The sequence below is a fragment of the Pseudomonas sp. SJZ103 genome (genome assembly GCF_007828335.1).
Lineage (GTDB): Bacteria > Pseudomonadota > Gammaproteobacteria > Pseudomonadales > Pseudomonadaceae > Aquipseudomonas.
The window spans coordinates 71,259-89,185 of the sequence record NZ_VIUN01000008.1 but is presented as its reverse complement, the minus strand read 5'-3'; the positions used below and the strand labels follow the sequence as shown (position 1 = coordinate 89,185).

Annotated in this window: 17 protein-coding genes; 3 read left to right on the top strand and 14 right to left on the bottom strand. The window is 62.0% G+C overall.

Annotated elements, in window-relative coordinates:
* Window positions 1-81 precede the first annotated feature (81 nt).
* Entirely contained in the window at window positions 82-336 is a 255-nt protein-coding gene (locus tag FBY10_RS18240; RefSeq protein WP_053135090.1) for a hypothetical protein, read from the top strand.
* Here FBY10_RS18240 and FBY10_RS18235 read toward each other — a convergent pair.
* Window positions 308-1,237: a LysR family transcriptional regulator gene (locus FBY10_RS18235; RefSeq protein ID WP_131696599.1), complete on the bottom strand. Its 930-nt coding sequence runs from the start codon at window positions 1,235-1,237 to the stop codon at window positions 308-310. The two genes, FBY10_RS18240 and FBY10_RS18235, sit on opposite strands and share 29 nt — an antisense overlap.
* Window positions 1,238-1,319: 82 nt before the next feature.
* Between FBY10_RS18235 and FBY10_RS18230 the strand changes: the two genes are divergently transcribed.
* Entirely contained in the window at window positions 1,320-2,246 is a 927-nt protein-coding gene (locus FBY10_RS18230) for a carbon-nitrogen hydrolase family protein (RefSeq protein WP_145337294.1), read from the top strand.
* 28 nt (window positions 2,247-2,274) lie between these two features.
* Here the strand turns inward: FBY10_RS18230 and FBY10_RS18225 are convergent, their stop codons facing one another.
* From FBY10_RS18225 to FBY10_RS18215, 3 genes are read right to left on the bottom strand one after another with little or no spacing between them, the layout of a single operon-like run.
* On the bottom strand, window positions 2,275-2,826 hold the full coding sequence (locus tag FBY10_RS18225; protein ID WP_145337295.1) for a GNAT family N-acetyltransferase: 552 nt from the start codon (window positions 2,824-2,826) through the stop codon (window positions 2,275-2,277).
* Between the two features lie 7 nt (window positions 2,827-2,833).
* Window positions 2,834-3,295, bottom strand: coding sequence for an LEA type 2 family protein (locus tag FBY10_RS18220; protein WP_145337296.1), 462 nt, complete (start codon window positions 3,293-3,295; stop codon window positions 2,834-2,836).
* Window positions 3,296-3,308: 13 nt separating this feature from the next.
* Window positions 3,309-4,736: a nucleobase:cation symporter-2 family protein gene (locus FBY10_RS18215; protein WP_145337297.1), complete on the bottom strand. Its 1,428-nt coding sequence runs from the start codon at window positions 4,734-4,736 to the stop codon at window positions 3,309-3,311.
* A gap of 233 nt (window positions 4,737-4,969) precedes the next feature.
* Between FBY10_RS18215 and FBY10_RS18210 the strand changes: the two genes are divergently transcribed.
* Window positions 4,970-6,595 carry a methyl-accepting chemotaxis protein gene (locus FBY10_RS18210; RefSeq protein WP_145337298.1) on the top strand — a complete coding sequence of 542 codons (1,626 nt, stop codon included), beginning with the start codon at window positions 4,970-4,972 and terminating at the stop codon, window positions 6,593-6,595.
* A 54-nt stretch (window positions 6,596-6,649) separates the two neighbouring features.
* Here FBY10_RS18210 and FBY10_RS18205 read toward each other — a convergent pair whose 3' ends face one another.
* The 10 genes from FBY10_RS18205 to FBY10_RS18160 form a co-directional block, all read right to left on the bottom strand.
* The gene (locus FBY10_RS18205; protein WP_145337299.1) at window positions 6,650-7,627 is read right to left on the bottom strand and encodes an NAD(P)-dependent oxidoreductase; all 978 of its coding nucleotides are present in this window, start codon (window positions 7,625-7,627) and stop codon (window positions 6,650-6,652) included.
* A complete protein-coding gene (locus tag FBY10_RS18200) occupies window positions 7,624-8,922 on the bottom strand; it encodes an MFS transporter (RefSeq protein WP_145337300.1) in 1,299 nt (432 codons plus the stop codon). The genes FBY10_RS18205 and FBY10_RS18200 overlap by 4 nt, the downstream gene beginning before the upstream one ends.
* Window positions 8,923-8,967: 45 nt before the next feature.
* Window positions 8,968-9,909 carry a sugar kinase gene (locus FBY10_RS18195; RefSeq protein WP_145337301.1) on the bottom strand — a complete coding sequence of 314 codons (942 nt, stop codon included), beginning with the start codon at window positions 9,907-9,909 and terminating at the stop codon, window positions 8,968-8,970.
* Window positions 9,902-10,684: a sugar phosphate isomerase/epimerase gene (locus FBY10_RS18190; RefSeq protein ID WP_131696590.1), complete on the bottom strand. Its 783-nt coding sequence runs from the start codon at window positions 10,682-10,684 to the stop codon at window positions 9,902-9,904. Before FBY10_RS18190 ends, FBY10_RS18195 begins: the two co-directional genes overlap by 8 nt.
* Before the next feature lie 92 nt (window positions 10,685-10,776).
* The gene (locus tag FBY10_RS18185; RefSeq protein ID WP_145337302.1) at window positions 10,777-11,796 is read right to left on the bottom strand and encodes a LacI family DNA-binding transcriptional regulator; all 1,020 of its coding nucleotides are present in this window, start codon (window positions 11,794-11,796) and stop codon (window positions 10,777-10,779) included.
* A gap of 109 nt (window positions 11,797-11,905) precedes the next feature.
* Entirely contained in the window at window positions 11,906-12,505 is a 600-nt protein-coding gene (locus FBY10_RS18180) for a LysE family translocator (protein WP_145337303.1), read from the bottom strand.
* A 54-nt stretch (window positions 12,506-12,559) separates the two neighbouring features.
* Window positions 12,560-13,399 (bottom strand): AraC family transcriptional regulator, encoded by an 840-nt coding sequence (locus FBY10_RS18175; RefSeq protein WP_145337304.1) that lies wholly within the window; start codon window positions 13,397-13,399, stop codon window positions 12,560-12,562.
* Between the two features lie 72 nt (window positions 13,400-13,471).
* Complete coding sequence (locus tag FBY10_RS18170) at window positions 13,472-14,113, bottom strand: DUF1345 domain-containing protein (protein ID WP_131696586.1); 642 nt, start codon at window positions 14,111-14,113, stop codon at window positions 13,472-13,474.
* A gap of 103 nt (window positions 14,114-14,216) precedes the next feature.
* Window positions 14,217-14,648 (bottom strand): hypothetical protein, encoded by a 432-nt coding sequence (locus tag FBY10_RS18165; RefSeq protein ID WP_145337305.1) that lies wholly within the window; start codon window positions 14,646-14,648, stop codon window positions 14,217-14,219.
* A 162-nt stretch (window positions 14,649-14,810) separates the two neighbouring features.
* Window positions 14,811-17,915: an efflux RND transporter permease subunit gene (locus tag FBY10_RS18160; RefSeq protein ID WP_145337306.1), complete on the bottom strand. Its 3,105-nt coding sequence runs from the start codon at window positions 17,913-17,915 to the stop codon at window positions 14,811-14,813.
* Window positions 17,916-17,927 lie beyond the last annotated feature (12 nt).

Sequence of the window (17,927 nt, the reverse complement as noted above, 5' to 3'; positions counted from 1 at the left end):
GCACTGGCGAGCGAAATCCAAATCTGGAAAATTCGACCTACAGTGTAAGATGTCGTCTATTTGTGCAGCAGGAATTTTGACATGAGCTTCAATCTCGCCAACAAGACCCTCGCCGAACGCGCCGAGCTAGAAGATGAAAAGTCCCGCCTCTACGACCTGTGGCAAACCAACCTGGGTAAGGCCAAGGGCGAAGCCGCGCGTTTGTTCGGTGAGCGCGCCAAGCGCAAGGGCAAGTGGTCCGAATGGGTCCGCGCCGAACTCGACGGCATGTCGCCACCGGAGTTTTCCAACATGGTGCGCAGTGAAGTCAACAAACTGATGGCGGCGGCGAAGTAAAGCTGGCGGCAATCGCCTCGCGGACTTTAAGTAGCATCGGGTCAAGCTGGGCCTGGGTTCGCCAACCCAGCTCCACGGGGTAGCGCGGCAGCGCCAGCGGGCAGGGCAGTACCCGCAGTCCGGTCATCTCGGCGATGGCCTGCGCCGCATGCCCGGGAATGGTCGCCACCGCCTGGCTGCCCTTGAGCAGAAACGGCAGCGCGGCAAAATGACTGGTCGAGGCGCACACCTGGCGGCTCAGCCCCTGCGCCGCCAACCCTTCGTCTGTAATGCCGATAAAACCGCCCGACGACACCAGCACATGCTCGCGGGTGACAAACTCATCCAGGCTGAGGCTTTCCTGGCCCGACGCCAAGCTGCGAGGGTCCACGACGCAGCGATAATCCCCCTCTCCCAATACCTGCCGACTCAACCGGCTTTGCGCAAAACCGCCCGCCGTAATCGCCAGGTCCAGGGTGCGGTCGAGCAGAGCGCCGGCAACGATCTGGCTGTGGGTCTGGCGGAAAATCACCCGCAGCTTCGGCAGACGTTGTGCGATGGCGTCCATCAGTCGGCGGCCATAGGCAATCTCGAAGTCGTCGGATAGGCCCACCACCACCGAGCGGCCTTGATAGTTCGGGTTGTCTGGATTGACCATCGCCAGGCTTTGCCGACAGCGCTCCAGCGCCTCGCTGATCACCGGTTTCAACTGGTTGGCCCGCAGCGTGGGCGCCAGGCCACGGCCGGTGCGCACAAACAGTTGGTCGCCATAGACGTCGCGTAAACGGCGCAAGCCTGCACTGATGGCCGACTGTGTAACACCCAGGCGCAACGCCGCGCGGCTGGCGCTGGACTCATCGTGCAGGGCTTCGAAGGTTTTCAGCAGGTTCAGGTCAACCTGGGCGATATTCCTTTGGCTCATATCATTCAGCACTGAGGTGGGCTTTATTCATGATCGAGCCTGGCGAGAGAATGGGCAACCCCCTTTATTTGGAGTGATCGTGATGCCAGTTTCCACTGTGGCGGCCCTGCAAATCGGTTCCCTGCCTGGCGGCAAGGCCGACACCCTGGCGAAAATTCTCGCCTATGAACACGAGATCCTGCGCAGCTGCGCGCAATTGGTGGTGATGCCCGAAGCGCTGCTAGGCGGCTATCCCAAGGGTGAAGGTTTTGGCACCCAATTGGGCTATCGCCTGCCCGAAGGCCGCGAAGCCTTTGCCCGCTATTTTGCCAACGCCATCGATGTGCCGGGCGCCGAGACCGAAGCCCTGGCCGGCTTGTCGGCACGTACCGGCGCCAGCCTGGTGCTGGGCGTGATCGAGCGCAGTGGCAGCAGCCTGTATTGCACCGTGCTGTATTTCGAACCGTCGGGCGGCCTGGTGGCCAAGCACCGCAAACTGATGCCCACCGGCACCGAACGGCTGATCTGGGGCAAGGGTGACGGCTCGACCTTGCCGGTGATCGACGCGGCGGTAGGGCGTATCGGCGGCGCGGTGTGCTGGGAAAACATGATGCCGCTGCTGCGCACTGCGATGTACGCCAAGGGCGTCGAGGTGTGGTGCGCGCCGACGGTGGATGAGCGCGAGATGTGGCAGGTGAGCATGCGCCATGTGGCGCATGAGGGGCGCTGCTTTGTGGTCAGTGCCTGCCAGGTGCAGGCCTCGCCTCAGGCGCTGGGCATCGAGGTCGCCAACTGGCCTTCGGAACGCCCGTTGATCGCCGGCGGCAGCGTGATTGTCGGCCCCATGGGCGACATCCTGGCTGGGCCGTTGCTGGGTGAGGTGGGGTTGTTGACCGCGCAGATCAACACCGATGACCTGGTGCGCGCGCGGTACGACTATGACGTGGTGGGGCATTACGCCCGGCCGGATGTGTTCGAACTGGTGGTGGATGAGCGCGCCAAGCCAGGCGTGCGCTATATCACCGACTGAACCACGATCGAACTGTGGGAGGTGGCCCTCAGCGTTTGAGGGATTGGTTTTCCAGCCATTCCTCGCGGGTCATTTCCCAGATATCCCGCAGGAAAGTCCCTGCCACAAACTCACCTTCATCCGTCCTGATCAAACGCATGCCCGTACGCTCGGAAATCCGCCGTGAGCCCAGGTTGGGTGCGGCCTTGGGCACTCGCAGCACGGGGCGCTTGAGCACGCCGAACCAGTAGTCGGTCACCGCCGCGCTGGCTTCGGACATCAAACCTTGCCCCTGCCATTGCGGCCCTAGCCAGAACCCGCGGTTGTTATCCTGCTCGTCCATCAGGCTGACGTTACCAATCAATCGGCCGGGCGCGCTTTTCAGGCGCAGCGACCAGTGCCATTCCTCGCCACGTGCCATGGCGGGTAGGGCGATGTGCTCCAGATAGGAACGGGCGCCATCGGCCGGGTAGGGCCACGGCACCAGGGCGTTGAGGTAACGCACCACGTCCCAATGCGGGAATTGCTGCTGGATCCCTTCGGCATCGTCCAGGGTCAGCGGGCGCAGGATCAGGCGTTCGGTAAAGAGTGTCGGTTGCATGGTGTCATTACCAGGTCGCGGTATTCGGCAAGTCCAGCGTGCCACGGTCCACAAAGCGCATCGTACCGAACAGCCCACCCGCCAGTTTGCCCCGTAGCACATAGGGCAGGTTGTTCAAGCTCTGGGTCTGGCTCAGGCCCAAGGTCTGGCGCAGCACGGAAAACGCCGAAACACTCACCGGCACCACCAGCACGGTCTCGGAAAAGCGTGGGATGCTTCCGCTCTGGTCACTCACCCCAGAGGCCAGCGGCCGGCCGTTGACCTCCAGGTCGAGGGCCACGCCGTTGTAGTCGATGGCTGTTTCATTGGGGTTCTGCACCCGCAGCTTCACCGCGAAGCGCACTTCCAGGTCCTGGCTTTGCAGCGGCTCGATGCCCACCACATTGATATTCACCGGGTCGCGGTTGGGGAACAGCGCGCAGGCGCTCAAGCTCAGCAGCAACAGCGATAGAACCATGAGCTTGCGCATACAACGGGTGCTCCTATTTCGTGATGTCCGGGTCCTGCATCACTTTGAGGGTAGAGGACTCCGGATCAAATTCATCTTCTTCCAGCTCTATGAACTCTTCCGGCAGGAAAATGTTCAGCAGGATTGCACAGAACGCACCCACGGTGATCGGCGATTCGAAGATGTTGTGCAGCGCCTTGGGCAGCTCGCGCAACACTTCCGGCACGGCGGCAACGCCCAGGCCCATGCCGAGGGAGATCGCCACGATCAGCACATTGCGGCGATGCAGCCCGGCTTCGGCGAGGATCTTGATGCCGGCCACGGCGACGGTCCCGAACATGATCAGGGTCGCGCCGCCCAGCACCGGCTTGGGCATCAGTTGCAGCACCGCGCCGATCATCGGGAACAGGCCCAGCAGTACCAGCAGGCCGGCAATGAAGTACGCCACGTAGCGGCTGGCCACGCCGGTCAACTGGATCACGCCGTTGTTCTGGGCGAACGTCACCATCGGCAGGCTGTTGAAGGTCGCGGCCATTGCCGAATTGAGGCCGTCGGCCAGCAGGCCCGACTTGATGCGCTTGATGTAAAGCGGCCCCTTGACTGGCTGTTGGGAAATCATCGAGTTGGCCGTCAGGTCACCGGCTGCTTCCAAGGGCGAAATCAGGAAGATCACCGCCACCGGGATAAATGCCACCCAGTCGAACGAGAAACCGTACTTGAACGGCACCGGCACGCTGATCAGCGGCACCTGGGGCAATGCCGCCATATCGACGCGCCCCAGGCACCAGGCCACCACAAAGCCCAGGGTCAGGCCGATTACAATCGAGCCCAGGCGCAGGAACGGGTTATTGAAGCGGTTGAGCACCACGATGGTCAGCAGCACCAGGGCCGCCAGGCCCATGTTGCTCGCCGCGCCCAGGTCGCTGGCGCCAAAGCCGCCGGCCATGTCGGTGACGGCCACTTTGATCAGTGACAGGCCCATCAGGGTAATGATGGTGCCGGTCACCACCGGGGTGATCAGCTTGCGCAGCTTGCCGATGAACTGGCTGAACACCACTTCGATAAACGCTGCAAAAAAGCAGATGCCAAAGATCGTCGAGAGGATCTCATCGGTGCCGCCGCCCCGGGCCTTGACCATGAACCCCGCGCTGAGAATCACGCTGATAAACGAGAAACTGGTGCCTTGCAGGCACAGCAGCCCCGAACCAATGGGGCCGAACGTGCGCGCCTGGACGAAGGTGCCGAGCCCCGACACAAACAGCGCCATGCTCACCAGGTAGGGCACTTCGCTTTCCAGGCCGAGCACGCCACCGACGATCAGGGTGGGGGTGATGATGCCAACAAAACTGGCCAGCACATGCTGCAACGCGGCGAAGATCGCTGCGCTGAAATGCGGGCGATCTTCCAGGCCGTAGATCAGGTCGGATTTATAGCGGGGGCGGGGGGCATGAGCGTCAGACAAAATGATGGCTCGGGTCAGAAAAGGGAGGCGCAGGATGCCAGAAACTGCTCAGCGTCAGAAGTGTAAAAAAATATTTATAAAGACCCTGCATAAAACCTCGATTCCTGCCGATACTGCTTATAGGCCCACCTATCAAAAACAACAGTGATGGCCGAGGTCAGACAGTGCGTTGACGCTGGCTGGTCGTTTTGTGGCATGGGCGCGAGCCGCCACTCCATTTCGAGATCACCCCTATGTCACTCCGTCACTTGAACATCGCCCCTCGAGCTTCTCTCGGCTTCGCTTTCATCGCCCTGTTAGTGGTGGTGTTGGGCGGCTTCGCGGCCAACCGCATGACGTTGATGCGCCAAGCCTCGGTGGACATGAGCGCGAACCAACTGCCCAGCGTGACGTACCTGGGCCAGATGACGGAGAACGTCCTGCGCATGCGTATTCTGTCATTTAGAGTACTGGTCAACCGCGAGCCCGCCGCCCTGCAGGAAGCCGAAACGCGCATCGGCGTGCTGGTCGACAAGGTGAAGAAGGCCCAGGCCGGCTACGCGGCGTTACCTGCCGGTACCGAGGAAGCGGCGCTGTACAAGACATTTGTCAGCACCCTGGATAACTACTTCAAGGCCCAGGCGGACATGCTGACGTTGTCCAGGCAAGGTAACGTCGAGGAGATGCGCGCCCTGATCAATACCCGTGTCAAGGAAGGTACTGACCAGATGGGCGAGCAGTTGAACAAGCTGATCGCTATCAATGCCGCCAACGCCAAGCAAGCCGACGACCACGCAGGGCAGAGCTACACCAGCGCCATCACCGGGATTATCGTGGTGTCGGTCACCGCTGCGCTGCTCACGGTGCTGCTGGCCTGGTTGCTGACCCGCAGCATTGTGACGCCTTTGCGTAAAGCTGTTCAGGTGGCTGAAACCATCGCAGGTGGCAACCTGACCAGCGTCATTGAAGATAATGGCAACGATGAACCCGCGCGCCTGATCAACGCCTTGTCGAGCATGCAAACCAACCTGCGCCAGACCATCCAGCACATTGCCGGTTCGGCCACGCAGCTGGCCTCGGCGGCTGAAGAGTTGAGCAACGTGACCGAGGAAGCGTCCCGGGGCCTGCAACAGCAGAACAATGAAATCGACCAGGCCGCCACGGCGGTCAACGAGATGACCGCTGCGGTGGAAGAAGTGGCGCGCAACGCGGTGTCCACCTCCGAGGCTTCCAACCAGTCCAACCAGGCCGCGCGCGAAGGCCGCGACCGGGTGGTGGAAACCGTCGGGGCGATCCAGACCATGACCCAGGACGTCCAAAACACCGCAGCGATGATCGAAGGCCTGGCCACCCAGGGCCGTGACATCGGCAAGGTGCTGGACGTGATCCGCGCGATTGCCGAACAAACCAACCTGTTGGCGCTCAACGCCGCCATCGAAGCGGCGCGCGCCGGTGAAGCCGGTCGCGGGTTCGCGGTGGTGGCTGACGAAGTGCGGGCCCTGGCCCATCGCACGGCGCAGTCGACCCAGGAAATCGAGAAAATGGTTGCCGGCATCCAGAACGGTACCGGTGAAGCCGTGCAGTCGATGCAACAGAGCAACCAGCGCACCCAAAACACCCTGGAATTGGCCCGTGCCGCCGGTGTGGCCCTGGAGCAGATCACCCAGTCCATCAGCCTGATCAACGAACGCAATCTGGTGATTGCCAGCGCGTCGGAAGAACAGGCCCAGGTCTCCCGCGAAGTGGACCGCAACCTGGTCAACATCCGCGACCTGGCGACTCAGTCGGCGGCGGGCGCCAACCAGACCACTGCAGCCAGCCATGAACTGTCGCGCCTGGCGGTGGATTTGAATGGGATGGTGGCCAGGTTCGTTATCTAAGTCTCTGGAATACTGGCAAAAATGTGGGAGGGGCTTGCCCCCTCCCACATGTGTTTATTGCTTCCAAGCGCCTGGGTTGACCAGGTTCTTCGGTTTTTCACCCGCCAATGCCAGCAACAGATTATCCACCGCGCACTTGGCCATCGCCTCACGCGTCTCATGGGTCGCGGAGCCGATATGCGGGGTCGCCACCACGTTGTTCAGACGCAGCAACGGTGAGCCGTGATCAAGCGGTTCCTTTTCGAACACGTCCAACCCCGCCGCCCGAATCGTACGTTGCTGCAAGGCGTCGACCAGCGCCGCCTCGTCCACCACTTTGCCCCGCGAGATATTGATAAAGATCGTCTCCGGGCCCATCAGCGCAAACTGCTCGGCGCCGATCAGCTTCTCGGTTTCGGCGGTCAGCGGCAGGGTCAGGCAGACAAAATCGGCCTGTTGCAGCAAGTCGTTAAGGCTGCGGTACTGCGCACCAAAGCGCTGTTCCACCGCCGGCTTGGGCGAGTGGCTGTGGTAGAGCACCGGCATGCCAAAGCCGAAATGCCCGCGCTGGGCCAAGGCTTCGCCGATGCGGCCCATGCCGATGATGCCCAGGGTCTTGCCATGCACGTCGCTGCCGAAGTGTGACGGGCCGATATTCTTGTTCCATTGGCCGGCGCGCACCATGTCCGCCAGCTCCACCACACGCCGGGCAGTGGCCAGGATCAGCGCGAAGCCGGTGTCGGCGGTGGTTTCGGTGAGCACGTCCGGGGTGTTGCTGAGCAGGATGCCGCGTTGGGTCAGGTAGTCGATATCGTAGTTGTCGACCCCCACGGACACGCTGGCCACGGCTTCAAGTTGCGGCGCGAGATCCAGCAGCCTGGCATCCAGGCGCAGGCTGGCACCGAGCAAGCCGTGGGCGGTGGGCAGGGCGTCGCGCAGCTTGGCCAGGCCGGACTCGTCCAGCGCTTCGATCAGCGTGACCTCGGCGTGTTCATGCAGGCGCGCCATCAGCGGTGCGGAGAGTTTCTTGTATAAAACCACAGATTTTTTCATTGAGTTTTTACCTTCAATTCGAGGGTAGGCAGCGGCGCGCGCTCACGGTCACTGGCGCCGGGCTTGAGGAAAATCGTCAGCACCACCGACAGCATCAGCGCGCCGCTCATCAGCAGGTACGAGGCGCCGGGCGAGCCGGTGCTGCTATTGAGGTAACCCACCAGATACGAGCCGCCGAACGAGCCGAGGGCGCCCATGCTGTTGATCAGCGCCATGGCGCCACCGGCGACGTTGGCGGGGAGGATTTCCGGGACGATGGCAAAAAACGGCCCGTACGGCGCATACATGCAAGCCCCGGCAATCACCAGCAGGGTGTAGGACCACCAGAAGTGTTCGGCGCCCAACACGTAGGAGGCGTAGAAGGCGATGGAAGCAATCAGCAGTGGCGGCCACACGAAGCGCTTGCGCTTTTGCAGTTTGTCCGAGCCCCAGGACACCGCCAGCATGGCGATCACGGCGGCGAGATAGGGCAGGGCCGAGAGCCAGCCGGCTTCGACCATGTCCATCTGCAGGCCTTTCCTGAGGATTGACGGCAGCCACAAGACGAAGCCGTACACGCCGATGCTCCAGCAGAAAAACTGCAGCGCCAGGATGATCACCTTGGGCGAACGGAACGCTTCGGCGTAGTTCTTCACCGCCTTGATACCGACCTGTTCGGCGGCCAGCGCGCTTTCCAGGTCTTTTTTGTGCTGTTCGCTCAGCCATTTGGCGTCTGCGGGTTTTTCATCCGCCAGCTTCCACCAGATAAACGCCCAGAACACCGCCGGCAGGCCTTCGATGATAAACATCCAGCGCCAGCTGAAATGCTGCACGAGGTAGCCGGACACCACCGACATCCACAGCATGGTCACCGGGTTGCCGAGGATCAGGAAGGTATTGGCCCGCGAGCGCTCGGCACGGGTGAACCAGTGGCACAGGTACACCAGCATGGCCGGCATCACGGCGGCCTCGACCACGCCGAGCATGAAGCGAATGACGATCAGCATGTAGGCGTTGGACACCACGCCGGTCAGGGTGGCCAGCCCACCCCAGAGGATCAGGCTGACGAAAATCAGCTTCTTGACGCTGCGCTTTTGCGCATAGATGGCGCCCGGCACCTGGAAGAAGAAGTAGCCAAGGAAAAACAGTGCACCCAGCAATGACGACATGCCGGGGGTGATCATCAGGTCTTCGGCCATCCCGGAGGCGGCGGCGAAGCCGTAGTTGGCGCGGTCCAGGTAGGCCAGGCTGTAGGTGATAAAGACGATGGGCATGATGTACCACCAACGGCGGGTGGCGAGTTTCACGGTTTCCATAAGGTTGCTCCTGAGCTTGTTGTAGTTGTGGCAACAGGGTGTGGGTCAAGCGACGGATCGGGTGGGTAATTCAGAGCGGGTGGGCAAACCTTCCATATCGCCGCGACTTTGCACGGCGCGGCTGCCGATCCAGTTGCCGCGTTGCACCGCCTCGGGGAAGCTGAGGTTTTCCAGTAGGGCGCTGATCATGCCCACGGCAAAGCCATCGCCGGCGCCAACGGTGTCCACCACCTTGTCCACGGGCACGGCAGCGACAAAGCCCTGGTTCAGCTGGGTGCGGAAGTAGGCGCCGTCAGGGCCGAGCTTGATCGCCACGGCTTCGGCGCCCTGGTCGAGGTAGAACGCGGCAATATCCGCCGGGTCGTCGAAACCGGTGAGCAGACGGCCTTCGCCCAGGCCCGGCAAGACCCAGTCGGCGAGGCTGGCGAGGGCGTTGATTTCGTCGATCATCTGCGCCTGGCTGGTCCATAGCGACGGACGCAGGTTAGGGTCGAACGACACGCTGCGCCCGGCTTTGCGCATCTGTGTCATCAACTCGCGGGACAACTCGCGGGTGGCCTCGGACAAGGCCGGCGGAATACCGGTGGCATGCAGATGGCGGGCCTGCAGCAGCGCAGGGCTGATGGCGGCCACGGACAACTGGCTGGCGGCCGAGCCCTTGCGGAAGTACTCCACCTGCGGGTCATCGCCGGCTTCTTCGCGGGACTTGAGTTGAAAACCGGTGGGGTGCAGCGGATCGACCGCCACATGCCGGCAATCCAGGCCTTCTTTTTTCAGCGTGTCGACCACAAAGCGCCCGAGGGAATCATCGCCCACCCGGCTCAGCCAGGCGACGTTGAAGCCCAGGCGCGACAGGCCGATGGCGACATTACTGTCGGCGCCGGCAATGCGTTTGTGAAACTGCGCCACCTGGGCCAGGTCGCCGGTCTGCTCGGCGACAAACATCGCCATGGTTTCGCCAAACGACAGAATATCGATCTCAGACATGGGCATTCTCCCCACGAGGTTGGCCAAGGAGGGCGAGGGCCGCCACTTGTTGCGCAGTGACGTCGACCAGGTCATCGCCCTGCAGCGGAAATTCCACCGCCCGTGTAATGCCTTGAGTCATGTGCTTGAGCAGTTGTTCCCACAGATGCAGGTCGGTGGCGCCGGGCGGCAGCGCTACCAGCTTGCCGTCTGCGCGGCGCGCCACAGCCTTGCAGTGCAGGTAGTCGACGTGTCGGCCCAGCAGGCGTGCGGCGGTCAACGCGGATTGGTCCTGCCACTGCCAGTTGCCGATATCGAAGGTCATCTTCACCGGCAGGCCCAGGCGCTCGACTTCAGTGAAGAAACGCTGCATCGGCTCAATGCGCCCGCCGTGCAGGGTCTGGTCGTTTTCCACCAAGAGCTTGACCGGGTGGCGAGCGAGCAGGGCGTGCAGGCTTTCCAGGTCATTGGTGTCGGTGAAATAACCGAGGGAGACTTTCAGCCAGCGCGCACCAAAGGCCTGGGCACGGTCGAGGGTGGCGTTCAGTTCGGCATTCGGCTGGGCGCGGCCGGCGATCCACAATTCAAGCGGCGATGAAAATACGCACTCCAGGCCCTGTGCGGCGGCGGCCTGGGCCAATTCGGCGGGTTGCTCAACGGTCAGCAGTTCTTCGCGCCACTCGATGCGCTGGGCACCGGCGGCGGCCAGCAATTCGACAAAACTCAATTGGCCTTGCTGGCGGACCAGGTCGGCGCCGTAGCTGGAAAGGCTGATGGAAACGGGGTATTTGTGCATTGTTGTTTACCTCTGAAACCGGTTTCATTTTTTGACGTTGAATGTCCAGTCGACTCTGCCGTAACCGCAGCCTCGCCAAGGCTCGACAGCGGCTACGTGTAGGGGCGCTGGGTTGAGCCTCGGATGATCAACTGGGGCAAAAAGTCCAGGGTGCGGGTCGGTTCAGTGTCACCGCGCAACCGCTTGAGCAGGCAATCGAACGCACTGGCGCCAATCGCTTCGGTGGGTTGGGCGAGGGCGGTGATGCCGTTGCCCACCAGCGGGTACCAGTCCAGGTCATCCAGGGCGATCAAACCCACGTCGTCGAACAGGTTGCAGTCCAGCGCCTTGAGCGCACGGGTGCAGGCCAGCGCGGCGATGCCGTTGGCGCAGAACAGGGCCTTGGGGCCGGGTTTGGCGAGAAAGGCTTGCAGGCGTTGTTCCAGCGCATCATCGAGCTCCAGCACCGCGCCGGTCAGCGCCGGGTGCCGGGCAATTTCGCTCTTGAAGCTGTCCAGGCGTTCCTGCCGTGAACTGGTGCCATCGCAGGCCTCACTCACCAGCAACACCTCGCGGTAACCCTGCTGTTCCAGGTGCTCCACCGCCATGCGCACCGCCGCCGGGTTATCCAGCCCCACCAGGTCGCTGTGCAGCGGCTCGACCTTGCGGTCCACCAGCACCAGAGGCATTTCCCGTTGCAGTTCCAGCAATTGGTCGAGGTGATGGCCGAGGGTGTTCACGATCAGCCCTTCGATGTTGTAGGAGCGCAGCGCCGCCAGGTGTTGGCGCTCCTGTTCGTCATCGCGGTCGGTGTTGCACACCACCAGGCTGTAGCCGTGCCGGCGGCAGGCGGTTTCGACGCCGTGCATCACGGCAATGGAGTAGGGGTTGCGGATATCGGCCACCAGCATGCCGATCAAGCGCGTGCGGCCACGTTTCAACCCGCGGGCCATCTGGTTGGGGCGGTAGCCGAGTTGTTCGATGGCTTGTTCGATGCGCAGGGCGATGGCATCGGAGAGCAGGGCGCGGTCTTCGCCGATAAAGCGCGACACGCTGGCCTTGGATACGCCGGCGTGCTCGGCGACGTCGAGCATGGTCACGCGGCTGCGCTGGGCGGCAGAAAAGTTGTTCACGGTCATCGACCTTCTATTTTTATTGGAATGACTGAAACCGGTTTCAGGAAACCACTAAAGTAGGAAAGTCGTCAAGAAGCTGTAGGACAAAGATAGATGATCGGTGTGCTCAGACGAGCATGCCCAACCACGCCGCCGCCAACAGCAGCAGGGCCATGCTTCGGTTAACACGCTGCATGGCCTTGGGCGAACGAAACACCCGCGCAGACCCCACCCCCAACAGCGCCCAGGTGCCCAGGCAGGGCATCGATATCAGGAAAAACACCAGGGACAGGTACACCACCTGGCTTTGGCGCTGCTCACCATTACCGGCAAATACGCTGACCACCGCCAACGCCATCATCCACGTCTTGGGGTTGATCAATTGCAGGCTGGCAGCGCCGATCAGCCCCAGGGGCTTTTGGCCTGCATCCACTTCGATGGCCTGAGGGGGGGCACGGAAGATCTGCCAGGCCAGGTAACTCAACCAGGCGACGCCGGCCCACTGCATGGCGCTTTGCACCTTGGGCAGGTGTACCAGCGACTGGCCAAACCCGGCCCCCACCAGGAGCACGAGCCCGGCCGCCCCGGTGCAGGCTCCGAGGATGATTGGCAGGGCGGCTTTGAACCCGTAGCGGGCGCTGTTGCTCAGCACCAGAATGTTAGTGGGGCCGGGTGTGATGGAGGCGACGAAGGCGAACAGCATGAACGGCAGCAAGGTGGACAGCATGGCGGGGGACTCCGGTAAACCAATCGATGGAGTCGATCTTCACAAGCCGGCGCCTTACCTGTCTGGAAGATTTGAGCAGCGCTTGCGGTACGCGGCGGGCGTGAGGCCGTAAGCGCGGATGAACCAGCGGCCCAGATGGCTCTGGTCGGCAAAGCCCAGGGCAATCGCCACGTCTGCCGGTTGTTCACCCTTAGCCAGTAAATGCCGGGCGCGGGCCAGGCGCAGTTGCACCAGGTAGGCATGGGGCGGCAGGCCGAAGGCGCTCTTGAAGGCGCGGGTCAGGCGAAAGCGGTCGACGCCGCACGTCAAGGCCAGTTCGTCCATGCCCACGTCTTGCTGCAGGTGGGCATGCAGGTAGTCCCGCGCCTTATAGGCCACCAGCGGCAAGCGCGGGTCTTCACGGTAGCGGGTGCGCCATTGGAGTTGGGCGGTAAGGCGCTCCAGCAATTGGTCCATGGCGCGCTGGCGCACGATGCGCAGTTCGCCGCTGTGCAGGGTCTGGAACGCACGGCTGGTGGCCAGGGCCAGGCGCGGGTCGCTGGTCACGGTGCTGGCAAACCCCAGTTGACTGTTGAGGGGCGCCTCTTCGAATACCGCACTCACTTCCCGCGCCAGCCACTGCGGGTCGAGGTACAGCATGTGATAGGTAAAGCCGTCCGCAGTGGGCGCGTCGCCGTCATGCAGTTCGCCAGGCTCTACCAGGAACACCTGGCCCCGTACGCTGTTGTGCCGGGTGCGGCGGCAGTTGAATTGCTGCACCCCTTGTTCGGTGACGCCGACCAGATAGCTGTCATGCCAGTGGGGGTCGTAGGCGTGACCCTCGAAATGCGCGCGCAGGGTCTCGATGCCGGTGTCGGCGTCCTGGGACAAGTCGATCCAATTGTGCGCGGCCATAAAACACCAGCATGCTATGTGTAAGGGTATTAGCGTCTGCCGGCGCCATTGCGTCTAGAAGGTTTGTGCAGCCTAGCTGAACAGCCCGGCGGCGATGTTGATCGAGAACCCCAGGATCGCTGTATTGAACAAAAAGCCGATTAGTGACTGCCCCAGCACCACCTTGCGCATGCCGCGCGTGGCGACGCCGACGTCAGAGGTTTGCACCGCCACGCCGATGGTGAAGGAGAAATACAGGAAGTCCCAGTAGTTCGGCGTCAACAGCCCTTCGGCGAAACGCAGCGCCGGTTCCTTGCCGTTCCAGGTGTAATACAGGCGGGCGTAATGCACGCTGAAAATCACCCCGATCAACAGCCATGAACCGATCACCGTCAGCCCGGTGAACCCGTAGTGCAGCAGGCGCTCGGAAGTGGCCAGGTCTTTGCTGCCCACCAGTTCGAAGGTGATGGTGGCGAGGCTCGCGATGGCGGCGATGCACACGGTGAACAGTACCAGCCCGGCGTTCTCGTCCTCGATTTCGGCGATGCGCTTTACATCGTCGGCCCTGGCACGGCTGGTCAGCCACAGCATCAGCACCAGGTAAGTCCAGACTCCGGCGTTCCAGCCAATGAGGATTTTGCTGGCGAGGGTGTCGGCGGGTGCCAGGATGCCTATGACAAGGCCGAGCACGGCGGCGGCGGAGAGGCGAGGGTGGGTGCGGGCAAGGAAAGGCATAGAGGCTCCCCGAAAGACAGGGGAGCCACTATAGCGTATTCACACAAAAACAGAGGGAGCTCCATGATAGTGTGTGATTGTGGCAGGTGACGCACCGAAGCGGTTATTTGACGGGCTGAACTGAGAACTCCAGCTTTTCAAATGTGTACTCGTGGCCCAAGTCATCAGATCGAACCTTGAAGTGGCCAGTGCCGCTCACGGTATTGCCTTGCTGATCATATTCAAATGTGATTTTCCCGCTCTGCGCATATCCACGGACAGGCTCTTCTCCACCCAAAAAACGATTGAAGTGAATGCGAGCTTTGTTGCGCTCATAAGATTCGGATACCTCAAGTGATCCTGAAGTCTGATTTTGGACTGGTATTAAAAGAACGAGAAAATTTCCATCCCAGTCAGCGTCATCGCCCCTCACCGCCAACACAGCACCATCGGTTGATGAGTACCGCGACATCATGACTTCCGTCGCGCTGAAATTTTTAGTTAGCGTGGTATCGGCGGTAATACTGCCCTTATATTGTTTGTTGTCAGTCGTCATTTTAAAACCCTCTACTTGGTTTTGAATGAGTGACGTAACTGGACCCGCATGGCACTGGGTTATTACGCGCCAGAGCAGCTTAGAGCAATGTTGAACATTTCAAAACTGTCAAATATGACAGTCTTGATATGTGCTTCTTCAGACCTAAAAGATATAAGTGATTCAGGACTTGTTGATCGCAACCTTACGCTTTGTCAACTTCATCACCACTACAAAGAACACCGGCACAAACACCACCGCCAGGGTCGCGGTGATCATCCCGCCGATCACCCCGGTACCAATCGCCTGCTGGCTCGCCGAACTGGCACCGGTGGCAATCGCCAATGGCACCACGCCGAGGATAAACGCCAGCGAGGTCATGATGATCGGCCGCAACCTGAGTCGTGCGGCTTTCAGGGTGGCGTCGATCAGGTCTTCGCCCTGGTCATACAAGTCCTTGGCGAACTCGATGATCAGGATCGCGTTCTTCGCCGACAAACCGATGATGGTGATCAGGCCGACCTTGAAAAACACATCGTTGGGCATGCCCCGCAAGGTCACCGCCAGCACCGCGCCGAGCACGCCCAGCGGCACCACCAGCAGCACTGAAGTCGGGATCGACCAGCTTTCATACAGCGCCGCCAGGCACAGGAACACGATCAGCAGCGACAGGCCCAGCAGTATCGGCGCCTGCGAGCCGGACAGTCGTTCCTGCAATGACAATCCCGTCCACTCCTGGCCCAGGCCCGCCGGCAGTTGGCTGACCAGGCGCTGGATTTCTTCCATCGCCTCGCCGGTGCTATGCCCCGGTGCCGCCTCGCCGGAAATGGCGATGGCGGGGTAGCCGTTGTAGCGCGTCAGTTGTGCCGGGCCCTGGGTCCATTTGGCGACAACGAATGCCGACAGCGGCACCATCTCCCCGGCCTTGTTGCGCACGTGGATCTTCATCAAATCCGCCACCTGGCTGCGCTGGTCACCTTCGGCCTGCACCACCACCCGCTGCATGCGGCCCTGGTTGGGGAAGTCGTTGACATAGGCCGAACCGATGGCGGAAGACAGCACATTGCCCACATCCGCAAACGAGACACCCAGCGCGTTGGCCTGCTTGCGGTCGACCTCAAGCTGCACTTGCGGCGCCTCGGCCAGGGCACTTTCGCGCACGTTGGTCAGGATCGGGCTTTTCTCGGCAGCGGCGAGCAATTCGGTGCGTGCCGCCATCAGCGCCGCATGGCCAACACCGCCGCGGTCCTGCAGGCGGAACTCGAAACCGCTGGAGGTGCCCAGGCCATCCACGGGAGGCGGCAGGACCGTATAGGCGATCGCGTCCTTGAGCTCGCTGAAGGCCATGTTGGCGCGGTCGGCAATCGAGGCGGCGGAGTCATCGCTGCCGCGTTCCGACCAGTCCTTGAGCGTAGTAAACGCCAGCGCGGCGTTTTGCCCGGAGCCGGAGAAGCTGAAACCCATGATCATGGTGGTGTCACCCACCCCAGGCTCACCGGCGTTGTGCGCTTCGATCTGCTCGGCCACCTGCACCGTGCGGTTCTTGCTCGCACCCGGCGGCAGCTGGATGTCGGTGATGGTGTAGCCCTGGTCTTCCACCGGCAGGAACGAGGCGGGCAGGCGGCTGAACATCAGCCCCAGGCCCACCAGCAATACCAGGTAGATCAGCAGGTAACGGCCGCTGCGCTTGAGCGCATAGGCGACCCAGCCTTCGTAACGCTCGGTGAGCTGCTCGAAGCGCTTGTTGAACCAGCCGAAGAACCCGCCCTTGGCATGGTGCTCCCCCTTGGCAATCGGCTTGAGCAGGGTGGCGCACAGGGCCGGGGTCAAGGTCAGGGCAAGGAACGCCGAGAACAGGATCGAGGTGGCCATCGACAGCGAGAACTGCTGGTAGATCACCCCCACCGACCCCGCCATGAACGCCATCGGCAGGAACACCGCGACCAGCACCAGGGTAATGCCGACGATGGCGCCGGTGATCTGGCCCATGGCTTTTTTCGTCGCGTCCTTGGGCGACAGGCCCTCGGTGACCATGATCCGCTCGACGTTCTCCACCACCACAATTGCATCGTCCACCAGGATGCCGATGGCCAGCACCATGCCGAACATGGTCAGCACGTTGATCGAGAAGCCCAGCAACAGCATGGTGGCGAAGGTGCCCATCAGCGCGATCGGCACCACCAGCGTCGGGATCAGCGTGTAGCGCACGTTCTGCAGGAACAGGAACATCACCGCAAACACCAGCGCCATCGCTTCGAGCAGGGTGTAGACCACCTTGGTGATCGAGACCTTGACGAACGGCGAGGTGTCGTACGGGATCTTGTATTCCACATTGGCCGGGAAATAGCGCGACAGCTCGTCCATCTTCGCCCGCACCAGGGTCGCGGTGTTGAGCGCATTGGCCCCCGGCGCCAGTTGCACGCTGACGGCGGTGGACGGTTTACCGTTCAGGCGCGTGGAAAACTGGTATTCCTGGCTGCCCACTTCTACCCGCGCCACATCGCCGATGCGCACGGTGGAGCCGTCCGGGTTGGCCTTGAGCACGATATCGGCGAATTCCGCCGGCGTGGACAACTGGCCCTTGACCAGGATCGCGGCGGTAATTTCCTGGGTCCTGGTGCCCGGCAAGTCGCCGATGCTGCCGGCCGAGACCTGGGCGTTCTGTGCGCTGATCGCGGCGTTCACGTCGGCCGGTGTGAGGTTGAAGCCGATCAGCTTCTGCGGGTCGATCCAGATGCGCATGGCGCGTTCGGCGCCATACAACTGCGCCTTGCCCACCCCGTCCAGGCGCTTGAGCTCGTTCATCACGTTGCGCGCCAGGTAATCGCTGAGCGCCACGTCGTCGAGCTTGCCGTCGCTGGAGGTAAGGGTGACCAGCAGCAGGAAGCCGGCGGAGACTTTCTCCACCTGCAAACCCTGCTGGGTCACGGCCTGGGGCAGGCGCGGCTCCACCGCCTTGAGGCGGTTTTGCACATCCACCTGGGCCATTTCCGGGTTGGTGCCGGGCTGGAACGTGGCGGTAATCGTCGCCGAGCCGAGACTGCTCTGGGATTCGAAATACAGCAGGTGATCGGCGCCGTTGAGCTCCTGCTCGATCAGGCTGACCACGCTTTCATCCAGGGTCTGGGCCGAGGCGCCCGGGTACACTGCGTAGATTTCCACCTTCGGCGGCGCGACGTTGGGGTACTGGGCCACCGGCAATTGCGGGATGGCCAGCAAGCCGGCCAGCAGGATAAACAGGGCGACCACCCAGGCGAAGATCGGGCGGTCAATAAAGAACTGCGGCATTGTCAATGATCC

Excerpts from the sequence above, each read along its gene's own strand:
- FBY10_RS18240 (WP_053135090.1), top strand. The coding sequence starts at position 82 with ATGAGCTTCAATCTCGCCAACAAGACCCTCGCCGAACGCGCCGAGCTA.
- FBY10_RS18235 (WP_131696599.1), bottom strand. The coding sequence starts at position 1,237 with ATGAGCCAAAGGAATATCGCCCAGGTTGACCTGAACCTGCTGAAAACC.
- FBY10_RS18230 (WP_145337294.1), top strand. The coding sequence starts at position 1,320 with ATGCCAGTTTCCACTGTGGCGGCCCTGCAAATCGGTTCCCTGCCTGGC.
- FBY10_RS18225 (WP_145337295.1), bottom strand. The coding sequence starts at position 2,826 with ATGCAACCGACACTCTTTACCGAACGCCTGATCCTGCGCCCGCTGACC.
- FBY10_RS18220 (WP_145337296.1), bottom strand. The coding sequence starts at position 3,295 with ATGCGCAAGCTCATGGTTCTATCGCTGTTGCTGCTGAGCTTGAGCGCC.
- FBY10_RS18210 (WP_145337298.1), top strand. The coding sequence starts at position 4,970 with ATGTCACTCCGTCACTTGAACATCGCCCCTCGAGCTTCTCTCGGCTTC.
- FBY10_RS18205 (WP_145337299.1), bottom strand. The coding sequence starts at position 7,627 with ATGAAAAAATCTGTGGTTTTATACAAGAAACTCTCCGCACCGCTGATG.
- FBY10_RS18200 (WP_145337300.1), bottom strand. The coding sequence starts at position 8,922 with ATGGAAACCGTGAAACTCGCCACCCGCCGTTGGTGGTACATCATGCCC.
- FBY10_RS18195 (WP_145337301.1), bottom strand. The coding sequence starts at position 9,909 with ATGTCTGAGATCGATATTCTGTCGTTTGGCGAAACCATGGCGATGTTT.
- FBY10_RS18190 (WP_131696590.1), bottom strand. The coding sequence starts at position 10,684 with ATGCACAAATACCCCGTTTCCATCAGCCTTTCCAGCTACGGCGCCGAC.
- FBY10_RS18180 (WP_145337303.1), bottom strand. The coding sequence starts at position 12,505 with ATGCTGTCCACCTTGCTGCCGTTCATGCTGTTCGCCTTCGTCGCCTCC.
- FBY10_RS18175 (WP_145337304.1), bottom strand. The coding sequence starts at position 13,399 with ATGGCCGCGCACAATTGGATCGACTTGTCCCAGGACGCCGACACCGGC.
- FBY10_RS18170 (WP_131696586.1), bottom strand. The coding sequence starts at position 14,113 with ATGCCTTTCCTTGCCCGCACCCACCCTCGCCTCTCCGCCGCCGCCGTG.
- FBY10_RS18165 (WP_145337305.1), bottom strand. The coding sequence starts at position 14,648 with ATGACGACTGACAACAAACAATATAAGGGCAGTATTACCGCCGATACC.
- FBY10_RS18160 (WP_145337306.1), bottom strand. The coding sequence starts at position 17,915 with ATGCCGCAGTTCTTTATTGACCGCCCGATCTTCGCCTGGGTGGTCGCC.